Source organism: Streptomyces sp. NPDC091377, from assembly GCF_044757045.1.
GTDB lineage: Bacteria > Actinomycetota > Actinomycetes > Streptomycetales > Streptomycetaceae > Streptomyces.
The window spans coordinates 189,689-206,348 of sequence record NZ_JBIVUE010000014.1 but is presented as its reverse complement, the minus strand read 5'-3'; the positions used below and the strand labels follow the sequence as shown (position 1 = coordinate 206,348).

Below are 16,660 nucleotides of genomic sequence, written 5' to 3'. Positions count from 1 at the left end.
GACATGGCGAACAGCGACATGGCGAACAGCGACACGGCGCACGGCGACACGGCGCACGGCGACACGGCGCACGGCGACACAGCGCACGCGACGGACACCACGGACACCACGGACCCGACCGGCGCCGCCCGGCTCGAACTCCTCCCCGCCGTGGACGTCCGCGACGGCCAGGCCGTACGGCTGGTGCACGGCGAGTCCGGCACGGAGACCTCGTACGGCTCCCCGCTGGAGGCCGCCCTCGCCTGGCAGCGCGCGGGCGCCGAGTGGCTGCACCTGGTCGACCTGGACGCCGCGTTCGGGACCGGCGACAACCGCGCGCTGATCGCCGAGGTCACCGCGGCCATGGACATCAAGGTGGAGCTGTCCGGCGGCATCCGCGACGACGCCTCCCTCGCCGCGGCCCTCGCCACCGGCTGCACCCGCGTCAACCTCGGCACCGCCGCCCTGGAGACCCCCGAGTGGGTCGCCCGGATCATCGCCGAGCACGGCGACAGGATCGCGGTCGGCCTCGACGTACGCGGCACCACCCTGCGCGGCCGGGGCTGGACCCGCGACGGCGGCGACCTCTACGAGACGCTGGAGCGGCTCGACAAGGAGGGCTGCGCGCGGTACGTCGTCACCGACATCGCCAAGGACGGCACCCTCCAGGGCCCCAACCTGGACCTGCTGAAGAACGTGTGCGCGGCGACGGACCGGCCGGTCGTGGCCTCCGGCGGCGTCTCGTCCCTGGACGACCTGCGCGCGATCGCCGGGCTGGTGCCCCTCGGGGTCGAGGGCTCCATCGTCGGCAAGGCCCTCTACGCGAAGGCGTTCACCCTGGAGGAGGCCCTGGAGGCGGTGGCGTCATGACCTCCGGAGCCGTACGGCGCGCGCAGAGCGGAAGCCCCTGGGAGGAACCCTTCGGTTTCGCGCGCGCCGTCGCGGCCGGCGACCGGGTACTGGTCGGCGGTACGACGTCCTTCAAGGGCACCGTCCTGTACGGCGAGGGTGACCCGTACGAGCAGGCCAGGACCGCCTTCACCACCGCGATCGAGGCCATCGGCGCCTTCGGGCTCGGCGCGGAGTCGGTGATCCGCACCCGGATGTATCTCACCCATTCCCGGGACGTGGACGCGGTGGGCCGCGCCCACAAGGAACTCTTCGACACGGTGCGCCCGGTAACGACCCTGCTGGTCGTCGAGGGGTTCGTCGACCCGCGCATCCTGGTCGAGGTGGAGTTGGAAGCCTTCAGAGGAGCCGTGGAGTCATGACCCTGGCGGTCCGAGTCATTCCCTGCCTGGACGTGGACGGCGGCCGGGTCGTCAAGGGCGTCAACTTCCAGAACCTGCGCGACGCGGGCGACCCCGTCGAGATGGCGAAGGTGTACGACGCCGAGGGCGCCGACGAGCTGACGTTCCTGGACATCACCGCGTCGTCGGGCAACCGGGAGACCACCTACGACGTGGTGCGCCGTACCGCCGAGCAGGTGTTCATCCCGCTGACCGTGGGCGGCGGCGTCCGTACCGCCGAGGACGTGGACAAGCTGCTGCGGGCCGGTGCCGACAAGGTCGGGGTCAACACGGCCGCGATCGCCCGCCCCGAGCTGATCCGGGAGATCGCGGAGCGCTTCGGACGGCAGGTGCTGGTGCTGTCGGTGGACGCCCGGCGCACCGGGTCCGGCTCCTTCGAGGTGACCACCCACGGCGGTCGGCGCGGCACCGGCATCGACGCCGTCGAGTGGGCGCACCGGGCGGCCGAACTGGGCGCGGGCGAGATCCTGCTGAACTCCATGGACGCCGACGGCACCAAGGACGGCTACGACCTGGAGATGATCGCCGCCGTCCGGAAGCAGGTCTCCGTCCCGGTGATCGCCTCCGGCGGCGCGGGCCGGCTCACCGACTTCCCGCCGGCCGTCGAGGCGGGCGCGGACGCGGTCCTCGCCGCCTCCGTCTTCCACTTCGGCGATCTGCGGATCGGCGAGGTGAAGGAGGAACTGCGGGGGGCGGGCCACCCGGTGCGGTAACGGGCACAGCCCTTCGGGCCCCGGCCGGGCGAGGCGGCCGGGGCTTTCGCATGCCCGGATACGCGGAGCCGCCCGAGGAGAGCCGCCCGAGGAGAGCCGCGCAAGGCGAGTTGCGCAACAAATATTGTGCAATAAGTGTTGTGCAATTTATCTTTCGTATCTACGGTGGTGGTCATGACGGAGAACGACGGGCCGAAGCGCGAACGCGACCGCCGGGTCACCGACCTCGGCACCCTCAAGGCGCTCGCGCACCCCCTGCGCATGCGGCTGTACCGGGGGCTGACCGTGGCCAGGGTCGCCACCGCCTCACAACTCGCCGAGCAGGTCGACGAGGCGGTCTCGCTGGTCAGCTACCACCTGCGCAAACTCGCCGAGCACGGGCTCATCGAGGAGGCCGAGCCGCGCAGCGGCGACGGCCGGGAACGCTGGTGGCAGCCCACCTCGGACGGGCTCAGCATCCGCGACGAGGACTTCCGCGACGCCCCCGAGAAAGCGGCCGTCCACACGGCGGCCAGCCGCCTCTTCTTCGACCAGCGCGCGGACATGTACCGCCGCTTCCTGGACGAGCGGGTGCACTGGGGCGACGCGTGGAACACCGCCGCCGAGTCCTCCGAGTCCACCCTGCGGCTCACGGCGGCCGAACTCGGCGAGTTGACGGCGGAGATGCTCGCCCTCTTCCACCGCTACGAGGAGCGCGGACGGGCCGCCGACGCCGCCGGGGAGACCGAGGGCCGCGAGAACGTCTCGGTGCACACGTACGCCTTCCCCTTCCGCGTCTGACCCCCCGGTCACGCCGTCCGCACGACTCCGACAGGCCGAGGGAGGCCACGGTCATGACCGCCACGCCCGCCACGCCCGTCGCGCCCGTCGCGCCCGCCCGTGCCGCGCACCGGGACCCCAATGTGCTGCGCTGGCTCGGGGCCTACACCTCGTCCATGATCGGCGACAACATCTACTACCTCGCACTGTCCTGGGCCGCCGTCCGCTCCGGCACACCCGCCCAGGCCGGGCTCGTGATGGCGCTCAGCGCGCTGCCCCGCGCGGTCCTGATGCTGGGCGGGGGAGTGCTCGCCGACCGGCTGGGGCCGCGCCGGGTGGTGATCGTCAGCGACCTCGTGCGCTGCGGGGCCGCGCTGGCCGTGGCGGCGCTGCTGTTCCTCGGCAGCCCCGGACTGTGGCCGCTGGCCGTGCTCGCGCTGGTCTTCGGCGCGGTGGACGCGGTGTTCGTGCCCGCCGTGGGCGCGATGCCGCCCCGCATCACCGCCCCCGACCAACTCGCCCGCGTCCAGGGCATGCGGGGCCTGGCCACCCGCTGCGCCAGTGTGATCGGCGCCCCCCTCGGCGGCCTCGGCATCGCCCTCGGCGGCGCTGCGGCGGCCTTCGGCGCGGCGGCCCTGCTGATAGCCGTGTCCGTGCCGCTGCTCATGGCGGTCCGGGTACGGCGGCTGCCGGAGACCGAGGACGGCACGGGCGGCGACGGGGGCGGCGCGCGAGGCGAGTTGCGTGCGGGGCTGCGGTACATCCGCCGGCATCCGGTGCTCGCCCCGCTGATGCTGGCGATCGCCCTCGGAGACCTCGGGTTCGTCGGGCCGCTCAACGTCGGCGTGGCGCTGCTGGCCGACGAACGGGGCTGGGGGGCCTCCGGCCTCGGCTGGGTGATCGCCGGGTTCAGCGTCGGCGCGGGCGCGGCCTCACTGCTGCTCACCGCACGCGGGCGGCTGCCGTACGCCGGTCGGCTGGCCGCGTACTCGCTCCTGGGCGGCGCCGTGGCGATCGGCACGCTGCCGTACGCGCCGGGACTGCTCGCGGCCGTGGGGACCGCCCTGGCGATCGGGCTGCTGGCCGGGCTGAGCGGGGTGCTGTGCTCGGCACTGCTCCAGACCCACACCGAGCCCGCCTACCTCGGCCGGGTCACCTCCGTGGCGATGCTCGCCGCCCTCGGCCTGGCCCCCCTCGCCATGCCCGTCGCCGCGGCGGCCATCGGAGTGTGGGGGACCGGCCCGGTCTTCGTGGTGAGCGCGGCCGTCTGCGCGCTGGGCGCGGCGGTGGCCCTGGCGGCCCGCCCCCTGCGACACGCGGAACTGCCCCGGTGAGAGACCGCCACCGGTCGGCCGCCGGCCGTCGGCTGCTCAGATGCCCAGTTGCTTCGCTTCCCGCACCTTGGCGATCGCGTTCTCCTCGCCCTCCAGCTCCATCTTCGCGCTGCCCTGCCGGCCGCAGACGAACATCAGCAGCTCGGACGGCTCACCGGTGGCGGTGACGACCGGGGCGCCCCGGTGCGCGACCGCGGTCTGCCCGTCGGGGCGGCGCAGCACAAGACCGGTCGGCGCGCTACGGCCCATCAGCCGGGCCGTGCGCTCCAGACGGGACCACAGGGCGTCCTGGAAGACGCTGTCCAGCTCACGCGGCGACCAGTCGGGCTGGGCACGCCGCACGTCCTCGGTGTGGACGTAGAACTCGACGGTGTTGGACGCCTCGTCGAGCTGCTTGAGGTTGAAGGGCGAGAACCGCGGCGGGCCGGTCCGGATGAGCTGGATCAGCTCCTCGTACGGCTTCGCGGCGAATTCCTCCATCACCTTGTCCAGGCGCGACGCGAGCTGCTTGATCAGGATCCCGCCGGCGGCATCGGGACGGCGCTCGCGCACCACCACGTGCGCGGCGAGGTCACGGGTGGACCAGCCCTCGCACAGGGTGGGGGCGTCCGGACCGGCGGTCTCCAAGAGATCGGCGAGGAGAAGCCGTTCACGCTTGGCAAAGGTCGACATGGCTTCAGCCTACGACCGCGCCCCCGCTCCGCCCAGCGGGGCGGGCGACCGGCGTACCCGGACGACGTGCCGACGCGCACGCGCCCGGTGTCCGCGCCCCGTGTCCGCGCCCGGTGTCCGCGTCCGGCCACTGGACAGCCGCCCTCGGCCGCCCGTGCGGCGCGGCACAATGGCAGGCATGACCAGTACGCCGCCCCCCGGCCCCTCCAGCGGGCTCGACCCCGAGATCGCCGCCCGCCTCAGGCGCGGCGCGGACGGACTCGTGCCCGCCGTCGCCCAGCAGTACGACACCGGTGAGGTGCTGATGCTGGGCTGGATGGACGACGAGGCGCTGCACCGCACCCTGACCACCGGCCGCTGCACCTACTGGTCGCGCAGCCGCCAGGAGTACTGGGTCAAGGGCGACACCTCCGGGCACTTCCAGTGGGTGAAGTCGGTCGCCCTGGACTGCGACGCCGACACCGTGCTGGTCCAGGTCGACCAGGTGGGCGCCGCCTGCCACACCGGGGACCGGACCTGCTTCGACGCCGACGTGCTGCTGGGGGACACCGGACCCCGGCGCGCGCAGGCCGCCGGTCCCGGGCCCGGGGACGCCGGTTCCGGCGCACCGGCCGCGGATCAGTAGGGTCGGCCGCCATGGACCTAGAGACGTTCCGCAAACTCGCCTCCGACCGCCGGGTCATCCCGGTGACCCGCAAGCTCCTCGCCGACGGCGACACCCCGGTGGCCCTCTACCGCAAGCTCGCCGCCGAGCGCCCCGGCACCTTCCTCCTGGAGTCCGCCGAGAACGGCCGCTCCTGGTCCCGCTACTCCTTCGTCGGCGTGCGCAGCGCCGCCACCCTCACCGCCCGCGACGGCCGGACGCACTGGCTGGGCACCCCGCCCGTCGGCGTCCCCGTGGACGGCGACCCGCTCGCCGCGCTGCGCGCCACCATCGAGACCCTGCACACCCCCCACCAGGACGGCATGCCGCCCTTCACCGGCGGCATGGTGGGCTACCTCGGCTACGACATCGTCCGCCGGCTGGAGAAGATCGGCCCCGGCGAGCGCGACGACCTCCGGCTCCCCGAGCTGACCATGCTGCTGACCAGCGACCTCGCCGTGATGGACCACTGGGAGGGCTCGGTCCTGCTGATCGCCAACGCGATCAACCACAACGACCTCGACACCGGCGTGGACGAGGCGTACGCCGACGCGGTGGCCCGGCTCGACGCGATGGAGGCCGACCTCACGCGCGCGGTGGCCCAGCCGCCCGCCGTCCTGCCGCCCTCCGAGCTGCCCGACTACACGGCCCGCTGGGGCGGACCGGACTTCCGGACGGCCGTGGCGGACATCAAGGAGCGCATCCGGGCCGGGGAGGCGTTCCAGGTCGTCCCCTCCCAGCGCTTCGAGACACCGTGCACCGCCAGCGCGCTGGACGTGTACCGGGTGCTGCGGGCCACCAATCCGTCGCCGTACATGTACCTGTTCCGCTTCGACGGGTTCGACGTCGTCGGGTCCAGCCCCGAGGCCCTCGTCAAGGTCGAGGACGGACGGGCCATGGTCCACCCCATCGCCGGCACCCGGCACCGCGGCGCGACCCCGCAGGAGGACCAGGCCCTGGCCGAGGAACTCCTCGCCGACCCCAAGGAGCGCGCCGAGCACCTGATGCTGGTCGACCTCGGCCGCAACGACCTCGGGCGGGTCTGCGAGCCGGGCTCGGTCGAGGTCGTGGACTTCATGTCCGTCGAGCGCTACTCGCACGTGATGCACATCGTCTCCACCGTCACCGGCCGGGTCGCGCCGGGCCGCACCGCCTTCGACGTGCTCACCGCCTGCTTCCCGGCAGGCACCCTGTCCGGCGCCCCCAAGCCGCGCGCGATGCAGATCATCGACGAACTGGAGCCGTCCCGACGCGGTCTGTACGGCGGCTGCGTCGGCTATCTCGACTTCGCCGGGGACTCGGACACCGCCATCGCCATCCGCACGGCCCTGCTCCGCGACGGCACCGCCCACGTCCAGGCCGGCGCCGGTGTCGTCGCCGACTCCGACCCGGTCGCCGAGGACACGGAGTGCCGCAACAAGGCCGCCGCGGTCCTGCGGGCGATCCACACGGCGAACCGCCTGCCGCGGCACGGGCCTTCCGGCCGGGCGAGTGGGGCCATTGTCACGTGAGCCCCGGGTGACATCAGGTGGGGGAAGGGGGCGATAGTGGAGTACGTGACTGCTCTTCCTTCCCCCCGTTCCGCGGCCGTCGGCCCCGTCCGGGCCACTCGGCTCAGCCTCGCCCTCGCCCTGCTGTTCGGCGCGATCGGCGCGGCCGTGGCACTGCTGGCCACCCGGCAGGAGTGGTCGGCGGGCACCGCGTCCGTGGCCGGCGGCGACTTCCCGCTCACCGCCACCGGCAGCGATGTCACCGGTGTGCCCGCCGCACTGGCCATAGTCGGACTCGCCGCCATGGTCGCCGTCTTCGCCGTCCGCCGGGCCGGCCGCTACGCGGTCGCCGCGCTGCTCGCCCTGTCCGGGGCCGGTACCGTCGCCGCCGCGCTGTTCGGTGCCTCCGACTCCAGCGCGCTGGACGAGAAGGCCGCGCAGGCGTCCGGCGACACCGCCGCCACCGTCGGCACCCTCAGCCACACCGCGTGGCCCTACGTCGCCGCGGTCGGCGGGGCCCTGATCCTGCTGGCCGGGCTGCTCGCCCTGCGCTACGGCCGGTTCTGGCCCGCGATGTCCGGCCGCTACGAGCGCGGCACGGTGCCCCGCGGCCCGCGCCGGGCACCGACCGTCGACCCCGACCGCCCCGAGGACCTCTGGAAGGCCCTGGACCGCGGCGAGGACCCGACGAAGGATCCCGGCCGGTAACCCGTCGAGGACCTACGACCGTACCGGCGGCCCTGGGGTCGGGACCTCCGACCCGGGCCGCAGGTCCCGATGTGGTGAACCGGACACGACCGGGTCGGACCCCCGCTCACGGCACGCGGGTCCGTACGGGACAATGGAGCCAGAGCGTCCGGCTCATCCACGCACGCACACAGCAATGAGGAGCAAGCAATGGCGGGCAACAGCCACGGTCACACCCCGGCCGCCTGGACCGGTGTCAGCATCGCGTTCATCGGTTTCTGTGTGGCGGGCGTCTTCATGGTCGCGGACAACCCGCTCGGCTTCTGGGGCGGCATGGGCATCATCGTCGCGGGCGGCGTGGTCGGCGGCATCATGCGCGCGATGGGCCTGGGCCTGCCCAAGCAGCAGCCGCTGAAGATGACGCAGTCCACGGTCACCACCCAGCGCGCGGTCACCCGCGAGCCGGTCCCCGCGGAGGGCTGACCCCCCGCTTCTCGAACGCCCGCCGAAGGACGGTACCCGCACAGGGACCGTCCTTCCGCGCGTCCCGCACCACCCGCCGGCCCCTGCCCCGGACCCGCCGTACAGCCCCGCCGCCGGGCGTCCGTTCGTGCGGCGGCGTGGCCCGCGCGGCAGAATGCGGGATGTGAGCGCCGACAGCACGCGGGTGAGCCCCGCCCAGGAGCCGAGGGGTGCCGCTCCGCGCGGGCCGGTACGGCGGCTGGCCGCGCCGGTGGGCGTGCTGGCCGGTGCCGTGGCGGCCTTCGCCTACGTGGGTGCCGTGGACCCCAACGAGCCCGGCCACTACCCCGCCTGCCCGCTGCTCCGGTACACCGGCGTCTACTGCCCCGGCTGCGGCGGACTGCGCAGCGCGCACGCGGTGGTGCACGGCGACCTGGCGGCGGCCTTCCAGGCGAACGCGGTGGCCGTCGCCGGCTACGCGGTGTTCGCCGTCGTATGGGCCGTCTGGGTGGTTCGCGCGGCGCGCGGGCGGCCGGCGACCCTCGATCCGCACCCCGCCTGGCTCTGGTCGGCGGGCGCCGCGCTGCTGGTCTTCACGGTTGTCCGGAACCTGCCCTTCGGTGGCTGGTTGCATCCTTGATCATTCTGGGAACGTCCAGGTAGTGGGACCGCCGTCAACCGGATTCGGGCCCTAAGCCCCCCTGCGGATACCATCGCAATGACCACCGGTTCCGCCCCCGTGGCATACCGGCCGCAGTCGGCCGGGGACCGTAAGCCGAACCCTCCGGAAGGGGGCCGCTCGCGTGAGTGTGCTCGACGAGATCATCGACGGAGTCCGTGCCGACCTCGCGGAGCGGCAGGCGCGCGTCAGCCTCGACGAGCTCAAGGAGCGCGCGGCGAAGGCTCCCGCGGCCCGGGACGGCGTGGCCGCGCTGCGGGGCGAGGGCGTCAAGGTCATCTGCGAGGTCAAGCGCTCCAGCCCCTCCAAGGGCGCGCTGGCCGCGATCGCTGACCCGGCCGGACTCGCCGCCGACTACGAGGCGGGCGGCGCGGCCGTCATCTCCGTCCTCACCGAACAGCGCCGCTTCGGCGGCTCCCTCGCCGACCTGGAGGCGGTCCGCGCGCGCGTGGACATCCCCGTCCTGCGCAAGGACTTCATCGTCACGTCGTACCAGCTCTGGGAGGCGCGGGCGTACGGCGCGGACCTGGTGCTGCTGATCGTCGCCGCCCTGGACCAGCAGGCCCTCGAATCACTGATCGAGCGCGCCGAGTCCATCGGGCTCACCCCGCTGGTGGAGGTGCACGACGAGGACGAGGTCGACCGCGCGGTGGACGCGGGCGCCAAGATCATCGGCGTCAACGCGCGCAACCTCAAGACGCTGGAGGTCGACCGCGGCACCTTCGAACGCGTCGCCCCCGAGATCCCGGCCGGACTGGTCAAGATCGCCGAGTCCGGCGTCCGCGGCCCGCACGACCTGATCGCCTACGCCAACGCCGGCGCCGACGCGGTCCTGGTCGGCGAGTCCCTGGTCACCGGCCGCGACCCCAAGTCCGCGGTGGCCGACCTGGTGGCCGCGGGCGAGCACCCCGCACTGCGGCACGGCCGCGGCTGACCACCCGATAGGGTTCCCCCGATGTCCCCGACGACCCTGACGACCCCGGCGCTCCTCGCGATCCCGGCACTCCCGGCGACCCCGGTGCTCCTCGCGGTCCCGGCCGCACGGGTGCCCGCCGCCCGCACCGCGCACCGGCGGCACGCCCGACTGGCCCGCGGCTGCCGCCCGAGGGGCTGCCGCGCCCCCGCGCGCAGGGTCCACGGACGCCGGGTCCGGTATGTGATCGGGGACGAGCCCGGGCAGGTCAACGGCCGCCGATGGCAGCGCCCCTCCCAGGGGCACGGGGACCTGCGCGACCAGAGCGCGTCCACGACGGGACCCGGACGCGACCAGGACACGTCCTGACCCTGTCCGGCCCGCGACCAGGACACGTCCTGGCCACGTCCGGCCCGCGATCGGCATCACGCGGTCGGCATCACGCGGTCGGCGCCATCCTCCCCGCCCCCACGGCGATCCGTGTCTCCGTCCACACCTGTACGCACACGCACCGTGAGGCTCACGCATGCCCAGTACCTTCTTCATCCCCGACCCCGAGGGGCAGATCCCGAGCGCCGAGGGCTACTTCGGCGCCTTCGGCGGAAAGTTCATCCCGGAGGCCCTCGTCGCGGCCGTCGACGAGGTGGCCGTCGAGTTCGACAAGGCCAAGAACGACCCCGAGTTCGCCCGCGAACTGGACGGTCTGCTGGTCGACTACACCGGCCGGCCCAGCGCGCTGACCGAGGTCCCGAGGTTCGCCGCGCACGCGGGCGGCGCCCGGATCTTCCTCAAGCGCGAGGACCTCAACCACACCGGCTCCCACAAGATCAACAACGTGCTCGGCCAGGCCCTGCTCACCCGGCGGATGGGCAAGACCCGCGTCATCGCCGAGACCGGCGCCGGCCAGCACGGAGTGGCGACCGCGACGGCCTGCGCGCTGTTCGGCCTCGACTGCACCATCTACATGGGCGAGATCGACACCCTGCGCCAGGCCCTGAACGTCGCCCGGATGCGGATGCTCGGCGCCGAGGTCATCGCCGTGAAATCCGGCAGCCGCACCCTCAAGGACGCCATCAACGAGGCGTTCCGCGACTGGGTCGCCAACGTCGACCACACGCACTACCTCTTCGGCACGGTGGCCGGACCGCACCCCTTCCCGGCCATGGTCCGCGACTTCCACCGCGTCATCGGCGTCGAGGCCCGCCGCCAGATCCTGGAGCGCGCGGGAAGGCTCCCGGACGCCGCGATCGCCTGCGTCGGCGGCGGTTCCAACGCCATCGGCCTGTTCCACGCCTTCATCCCCGACGCCGACGTCCGCCTCATCGGCTGCGAGCCCGCCGGACACGGCGTCGACAGCGGCGAGCACGCGGCCACCCTGACCGCCGGGGAGCCCGGCATCCTGCACGGCTCACGCTCCTACGTCCTTCAGGACGACGAGGGCCAGATCACCGAGCCGTACTCGATCTCGGCCGGACTGGACTACCCGGGCGTCGGCCCGGAGCACTCCTACCTGCGCGACAGCGGCCGGGGCGAGTACCGCGCGGTCACCGACGACGCGGCCATGCAGGCGCTGCGCCTGCTCTCCCGTTCCGAGGGCATCATCCCGGCCATCGAGAGCGCCCACGCGCTCGCCGGGGCCCTGGAGGTCGGCAAGGAACTGGGCGAGGACGGGCTGATCCTCGTCAACCTGTCCGGCCGCGGCGACAAGGACATGGACACCGCCGCACGCTACTTCGGCCTCTACGACACCGACGCCCAGGTGGCCGCCGACCAGGCCGGCACCGCCGAGATCGAGGAGGACGCCAAGTGAGCGGGAACATCCAGCTGCTGTCGGACACCCTCGCCGCCGCCAGGGCCGAGGACCGGGCCGCGCTCATCGCCTACCTCCCGGCCGGGTTCCCGACCGTGGACGGCGGCATCGAGGCGATCAAGGCGGCGCTCGACGGGGGCGCCGACGTCGTGGAGGTCGGGCTGCCGCACAGCGACCCGGTGCTCGACGGCCCGGTCATCCAGACCGCCGACGACATCGCCCTGCGCGGCGGCGTCAGGATCGCCGACGTGATGCGGACCGTCCGCGCGGCCCACCGGGCCACCGGCAAGCCCATCCTGGTCATGACCTACTGGAACCCGATCGACCGCTACGGCGTCGAGCGGTTCACCGCCGAACTCGCCGAGGCGGGCGGCGCGGGCTGCATCCTGCCCGACCTGCCCGTCCAGGAGTCCGCGCTGTGGCGCGAGCACGCCGCCAAGCACGCGCTCGCGACCGTCTTCGTCGTGGCGCCCAGCAGCAAGGACACCCGGCTCGCCGAGATCACGGCGGCGGGCTCCGGCTTCGTCTACGCCGCCTCCCTGATGGGCGTCACCGGGACCCGCGCGTCCGTGGGCGCCCAGGCGCAGGACCTGGTGGAGCGCACCCGCGCCACCACCGCGCTGCCCGTCTGCGTCGGCCTCGGGGTCTCCGACGCCGCCCAGGCCGCCGAGGTGGCCGGGTTCGCGGACGGGGTGATCGTCGGCTCGGCCTTCGTCAAGCGGATCCTGGACGCGCCGGACGAGGCGGCCGGGATCGAGGCGGTGCGCACGCTGGCCGCAGAGCTGGCGAAGGGCGTGCGCGGACGGTCGTAGCCCGCGTCGTGCCGCGGGCCGTGTGATCACGGAGTGCGACACGGAACGGACATCAGAGGGCAGGTCACTCGAACGGGTGGACCTGGGGCTGGGGAGGCGCTCGGCGCCTCCCCGGTTCGTTTCCGGGGTGTGAGCGAGAAGAACCGTGACGGAAAGCGCACCGCCCGTGAGCGGCTGGCGGTCGAGCGCGAGAAGCAGAAGTCCGCGGACAAGCGCAGGCGGGTGCTGATCGTGGGCGCGAGTGTCGTCTGCGTCCTCGGCCTGGCGGCGGTGATCGGCGTCGTCGCCGCGAACGCGGGGAAGGACAAGGGCGGCAGCGCGGGCCCGGTGGTGGCCCCCTCGGGCGCCCAGGGCGAGGACAGCCTGGCCATCCCGGTCGGCGAGCGGAGCGCCAAGTCGACGCTCACCGTCTGGGAGGACTTCCGCTGCCCGGCCTGCAAGTCCTTCGAGACGAACTACCGCCAGGCCATCCACGAGCTGACCGCCGCGGGCAGCCTCAAGGTCGAGTACCACCTGGCCACGATCATCGACGGCAACATGGGCGGCAGCGGCTCCCGCAAGGCCGCCAACGCCGCCGCCTGCGCCCAGGACGCCGGAAAGTTCACCCCGTACCACGACCTGCTGTACGACAACCAGCCCCCCGAGACCGACGACGCCTTCGCCGACAACGCCAAGCTGATCGACCTGGCCGGCAAGGTGGACGGCCTCGACACCCCCGCGTTCCGCACCTGCGTGCAGGACGGCACCCATGACACCTGGGTCGACAAGTCCAACCAGGCGTTCGCGGGCGGCGGCTTCGGCGGCACCCCGACCGTCCTGCTCAACGGCACCAACATCTACCAGGACCAGTCGATGACCCCCGCCAAGCTCAAGCAGATGGTGGAGGAGGCGGCCAAGAGCTGACCGCCGGGAGCGGGCCCGGTGCGGGCCGCGAGCCCGCCGCCCCGTTATTGACCCGTAGCCGGGCTCCCTGCCGTGCGACGGGTCCGGCACGGTAGCGTCGTCATTGCCATGGAACTTGCCTACATCCCCAGTCCGTCGCGCGGAGTGCTGTATCTCGGCCCCATTCCGCTGCGCGGCTACGCGCTCTGCATCATCGCCGGTGTCTTCGTGGCCGTCTGGCTCGGCAACCGGCGCTGGGTCGCCCGGGGCGGCCGGGCCGGAACCGTCGCCGACATCGCGGTCTGGGCGGTCCCGTTCGGCTTGATCGGCGGCCGGCTCTACCACGTGATCACGGACTACGAGCTGTACTTCAGCGAGGGCCGTGACTGGGTCGACGCCCTGAAGATCTGGGAGGGCGGGCTCGGCATCTGGGGCGCGATCGCGTTCGGCGCGCTCGGCGCGTGGATCGGCTGCCGCCGCCGCGGCATCCCGCTGCCCGCCTACGCCGACGCCGTCGCCCCCGGGATCGCCCTGGCCCAGGCCATCGGGCGCTGGGGCAACTGGTTCAACCAGGAGCTGTACGGCCGCGAGAGCGATCTGCCGTGGGCCCTGCACATCACGTCCTCGGCGGACGGCCGGGTGCCGGGCTACTACCAGCCGACGTTCCTGTACGAGTCGCTGTGGTGCGTCGGGGTCGCGCTGCTGGTGATCTGGGCGGACCGCCGCTTCAAGCTGGGCCATGGCCGGGCGTTCGCCCTCTACGTCGCCGCGTACTGCGCGGGCCGCTTCTGGATCGAGTACCTGCGGGTGGACGACGCCCACCACATCCTCGGCCTGCGGCTGAACAACTGGACCGCGCTCCTCGTCTTCGTCCTCGCCGTCGTCTACCTCGTCGTCTCGGCGAAGAAGCGGCCGGGCCGGGAGGAGATCGTGGAGCCGGGCGCCTCCGGCGACGACCCCGAAGGGGCCGCCGTGACCGACGGTACGGACGACTCCGACGGTTCGGACGGCTCCCAGGGTTCGGAGGGCTCCGACGGTTCGGAAGGCTCCAAGGGTTCGGACGCGGATGACGCCGCGCGGGACGGCTCCGCGGGCACGGGCAAGGAACCGGTGGCCGCGGAGGCACGGGACGAGGCGGGTTCCCAGAAGACCTGACCGAGACCGTCGGTTCCACGGTGATGACACAGGGCGTCCGGGATGATCCGGGCGCCCTGTGTCGTGGCCGGGGGCGGGTCGGCCGTGGCCGGGGACGGGCTCAGCCGCGGTCGGCCAGGGACAGTGTGCGGCGGGCCGACCTCAGGACCGCCTCGTCCACGAAGGTGCCGTCGGGCAGCGACTGGGCGCCCCGCGTCCGGCCGCTCGCGTCGACGACGGTCCGGGCGCGCTCGATCTCCTCCTCGGTGGGGAGGTAGGCGCGTTCGATCACCGGGAGCTGACGGGGGTGGAGGGCGGCCCGGCCCAGGAAGCCCAGGGCGCGACCGTGGGCGCAGGTGGCGGCGAGCCCGGCGAGGTCGCGGGTGTCGGGGTGCACGGACTGCGGCGGGGGCGGCAGCCGGGCGGCACGGGCGGCGAGGACGACCCGGGAGCGGGGCCAGTCCAGGCCCCGGTCGTCGGACACGCCGAGGTCGGCCCGGAGGTCGGCCTCGCCGAGGGAGATGCCCCGCAGCGCCGGATGGGCGGTGGCGATGGCGTAGGCGTGCTCGATGCCGAGGGCGGACTCCAGGAGGGCGTACAGGGGCGGTGTACGGCTGCCTGCGGCGGCCGTGGGGGTGTGCGGGGCCGGGTGGCCGCCCGGGCGCCCGGCGGCGGTCACGGAGCCGGACAGCGAGCCGGCGGCCGGGGATGGGGTCGCGGAGCCGGGCACCGAGCCGGTGGTCATGGAGCCGGTCGCGGAGTCGGACACCGAGTCGGCCAGGGAGCCGGTCACCGGTCCGGACATCGAGCCGGTCACGGCATCGGTCACGGGACCGGTGACGGAGGTGGTCGTCGCCTCGGCTACCTCGACGATCTCGGCCGGGGAGGTGATCTTCGGCAGGCGCAGGGCGGACAGGCCCCTGAGCGTGGCCAGGGTCTTCAGGTCGAGGGCGGCCCAGGGGCCGTCCAGCGCGTTGACGCGGACGTGGACCGGGACGGGCTGCGGGTCGGCGAGGCGTTCGGCGGTGGCGGCGCGGGCGTACTCCTTGCGGTCGGGGGCGACCGCGTCCTCCAGGTCGATCACCACCACGTCGGCCCCGCTCCCGAGCGCCTTGGTGACCCGCTCCGGGCGGTCGCCGGGGACGTACAGCCAGGTCAGCGGGGTCACAGGGCACCTTCCTTACGGAGGTCGGCGAGTTCGGCCGGGGTCAGGCCCAGTTCGGTGAGGACGGTGTCGGTGTCGGCGCCGTGGGGGCGGCCCGCCCAGCGGATCGCGCCGGGGGTGGCGGAGAGCCGGAAGAGGACGTTCTGCATGCGCAGGGGGCCGAGGTCCGGGTCGTCCACGGTGGTGACGGTGTCCAGCGCCGCGTACTGGGGGTCGGTCATCACCTCCCGTACGTCCTGGATCGGGGCGACGGCCGCCTCCGCCTTCTCGAACGCGGCGAGTACCTCGTCGCGGGGGCGTTCCGCGATCCAGGAGCCGACGGCGCCGTCCAGGACGTCGGCGTGTTGGGCGCGCTCGGCGCCGGAGGCGAACCAGGGCTCGGCGATCAGCTCCGGGCGGCCCACCAGGCGCATCACCCGCTCGGCGACCGACTGGGCGGAGGTCGAGACGGCGACCCAGCTGCCGTCGGCCGTGCGGTAGGTGTTGCGCGGGGCGTTGTTGGCGGAGCGGTTGCCGGTGCGCTCCTGGACGTGGCCGAGCTGGTCGTACCAGGTGGGGTGGGGGCCGAGGACGGTCAGGATCGGCTCGATCAGGGCCAGGTCGACCACCTGCCCCTCGCCGGTGTGGTCCCGGGCCGCGAGCGCGGTGAGCACGGCGTACGCCGTCGCCAGTCCGGCGATGGAGTCGGCGAGGCCGAACGGCGGGAGGGTCGGGGGCGCGTCGGGTTCGCCGGTGATCGCGGCGAAGCCGCTCATGGCCTCGGCGAGGGTGCCGAAGCCGGGGCGGTGGGCGTAGGGACCGAACTGGCCGAAGCCGGTGACCCGGGCGAGGACCAGGCGGGGGTTGGCGGCGGAGAGTTCGGGCCAGCCGAGGTCCCATTTCTCCAGGGTGCCGGGGCGGAAGTTCTCCACGATCACATCGGCGGAGGCGGCCAGCCGCAGCAGGGTGCGTCGGCCGCCCGGGGTGGAGAGGTCCAGGGTGATCGTGCGCTTGTTGCGGCCGAGGAACTTCCACCACAGTCCGATGCCGTCCTTCGACGGGCCGTGGCCCCGGGACGGGTCGGGCCGGGTGGGGTGCTCGACCTTGACGACCTCGGCGCCGAAGTCACCGAGCAGGGTGGCGGCGAGGGGGCCGGCGAAGAGGGTGGCGAGGTCCAGGACGCGGACACCGGCGAGCGGGGTGGCGGGGGGTGCGGCGGGGGGTGTGGGGGGCATGA

The 16,660-nt window shown here is 73.6% G+C and carries 19 protein-coding genes; 16 read left to right on the top strand and 3 right to left on the bottom strand.

Going from position 1 to position 16,660, the window contains the following annotated elements; all coding sequences use genetic code 11:
- Positions 1-3 precede the first annotated feature (3 nt).
- From priA to ACIQNG_RS27885, 5 genes are all read left to right on the top strand, one after another.
- On the top strand, positions 4-849 hold the full coding sequence (gene priA / locus ACIQNG_RS27905) for a bifunctional 1-(5-phosphoribosyl)-5-((5-phosphoribosylamino)methylideneamino)imidazole-4-carboxamide isomerase/phosphoribosylanthranilate isomerase PriA (RefSeq protein ID WP_401488781.1): 846 nt from the start codon (positions 4-6) through the stop codon (positions 847-849).
- A complete protein-coding gene (locus ACIQNG_RS27900; protein ID WP_401427172.1) occupies positions 846-1,250 on the top strand; it encodes a RidA family protein in 405 nt (134 codons plus the stop codon). Before priA ends, ACIQNG_RS27900 begins: the two co-directional genes overlap by 4 nt.
- Positions 1,247-2,002, top strand: coding sequence for an imidazole glycerol phosphate synthase subunit HisF (gene hisF, locus ACIQNG_RS27895; protein ID WP_401427174.1), 756 nt, complete (start codon positions 1,247-1,249; stop codon positions 2,000-2,002). Before ACIQNG_RS27900 ends, hisF begins: the two co-directional genes overlap by 4 nt.
- Before the next feature lie 174 nt (positions 2,003-2,176).
- Positions 2,177-2,782 (top strand): ArsR/SmtB family transcription factor, encoded by a 606-nt coding sequence (locus ACIQNG_RS27890; protein ID WP_401488779.1) that lies wholly within the window; start codon positions 2,177-2,179, stop codon positions 2,780-2,782.
- 53 nt (positions 2,783-2,835) lie between these two features.
- A complete protein-coding gene (locus ACIQNG_RS27885) occupies positions 2,836-4,095 on the top strand; it encodes an MFS transporter (RefSeq protein ID WP_401488777.1) in 1,260 nt (419 codons plus the stop codon).
- A 36-nt stretch (positions 4,096-4,131) separates the two neighbouring features.
- Here ACIQNG_RS27885 and ACIQNG_RS27880 read toward each other — a convergent pair whose 3' ends face one another.
- Positions 4,132-4,767, bottom strand: a complete 636-nt coding sequence (locus ACIQNG_RS27880) for a TIGR03085 family metal-binding protein (RefSeq protein WP_401488775.1) — start codon at positions 4,765-4,767, stop codon at positions 4,132-4,134.
- 178 nt (positions 4,768-4,945) lie between these two features.
- Between ACIQNG_RS27880 and hisI the strand changes: the two genes are divergently transcribed.
- The 11 genes from hisI to lgt all read left to right on the top strand — a co-directional run bounded on the left by hisI (position 4,946) and on the right by lgt (position 14,300).
- A complete protein-coding gene (gene hisI / locus ACIQNG_RS27875; RefSeq protein WP_401488773.1) occupies positions 4,946-5,392 on the top strand; it encodes a phosphoribosyl-AMP cyclohydrolase in 447 nt (148 codons plus the stop codon).
- Positions 5,393-5,403: 11 nt separating this feature from the next.
- Complete coding sequence (locus ACIQNG_RS27870; protein ID WP_401488771.1) at positions 5,404-6,921, top strand: anthranilate synthase component I; 1,518 nt, start codon at positions 5,404-5,406, stop codon at positions 6,919-6,921.
- Between the two features lie 36 nt (positions 6,922-6,957).
- Complete coding sequence (locus ACIQNG_RS27865) at positions 6,958-7,608, top strand: TIGR02234 family membrane protein (protein WP_401427189.1); 651 nt, start codon at positions 6,958-6,960, stop codon at positions 7,606-7,608.
- Between the two features lie 189 nt (positions 7,609-7,797).
- Entirely contained in the window at positions 7,798-8,070 is a 273-nt protein-coding gene (locus tag ACIQNG_RS27860) for an HGxxPAAW family protein (protein ID WP_401427191.1), read from the top strand.
- Between the two features lie 154 nt (positions 8,071-8,224).
- Positions 8,225-8,689 (top strand): DUF2752 domain-containing protein, encoded by a 465-nt coding sequence (locus tag ACIQNG_RS27855; protein WP_401488768.1) that lies wholly within the window; start codon positions 8,225-8,227, stop codon positions 8,687-8,689.
- A 163-nt stretch (positions 8,690-8,852) separates the two neighbouring features.
- Entirely contained in the window at positions 8,853-9,662 is an 810-nt protein-coding gene (trpC, locus tag ACIQNG_RS27850; RefSeq protein ID WP_401427195.1) for an indole-3-glycerol phosphate synthase TrpC, read from the top strand.
- A gap of 21 nt (positions 9,663-9,683) precedes the next feature.
- The gene (trpM, locus tag ACIQNG_RS27845) at positions 9,684-10,010 is read left to right on the top strand and encodes a tryptophan biosynthesis modulator TrpM (protein ID WP_401488765.1); all 327 of its coding nucleotides are present in this window, start codon (positions 9,684-9,686) and stop codon (positions 10,008-10,010) included.
- 157 nt (positions 10,011-10,167) lie between these two features.
- On the top strand, positions 10,168-11,451 hold the full coding sequence (trpB, locus tag ACIQNG_RS27840; RefSeq protein WP_401427197.1) for a tryptophan synthase subunit beta: 1,284 nt from the start codon (positions 10,168-10,170) through the stop codon (positions 11,449-11,451).
- Complete coding sequence (trpA, locus tag ACIQNG_RS27835; RefSeq protein WP_401427200.1) at positions 11,448-12,263, top strand: tryptophan synthase subunit alpha; 816 nt, start codon at positions 11,448-11,450, stop codon at positions 12,261-12,263. The genes trpB and trpA overlap by 4 nt, the downstream gene beginning before the upstream one ends.
- 129 nt (positions 12,264-12,392) lie before the next feature.
- A complete protein-coding gene (locus ACIQNG_RS27830; protein ID WP_401488761.1) occupies positions 12,393-13,166 on the top strand; it encodes a DsbA family protein in 774 nt (257 codons plus the stop codon).
- A gap of 108 nt (positions 13,167-13,274) precedes the next feature.
- Complete coding sequence (lgt, locus tag ACIQNG_RS27825) at positions 13,275-14,300, top strand: prolipoprotein diacylglyceryl transferase (RefSeq protein WP_401488759.1); 1,026 nt, start codon at positions 13,275-13,277, stop codon at positions 14,298-14,300.
- A gap of 100 nt (positions 14,301-14,400) precedes the next feature.
- Here the strand turns inward: lgt and ACIQNG_RS27820 are convergent, their stop codons facing one another.
- Complete coding sequence (locus tag ACIQNG_RS27820) at positions 14,401-15,429, bottom strand: aldolase/citrate lyase family protein (RefSeq protein ID WP_401488822.1); 1,029 nt, start codon at positions 15,427-15,429, stop codon at positions 14,401-14,403.
- A gap of 14 nt (positions 15,430-15,443) precedes the next feature.
- Positions 15,444-16,658 carry a CaiB/BaiF CoA transferase family protein gene (locus tag ACIQNG_RS27815; RefSeq protein ID WP_401488757.1) on the bottom strand — a complete coding sequence of 405 codons (1,215 nt, stop codon included), beginning with the start codon at positions 16,656-16,658 and terminating at the stop codon, positions 15,444-15,446.
- Positions 16,659-16,660 lie beyond the last annotated feature (2 nt).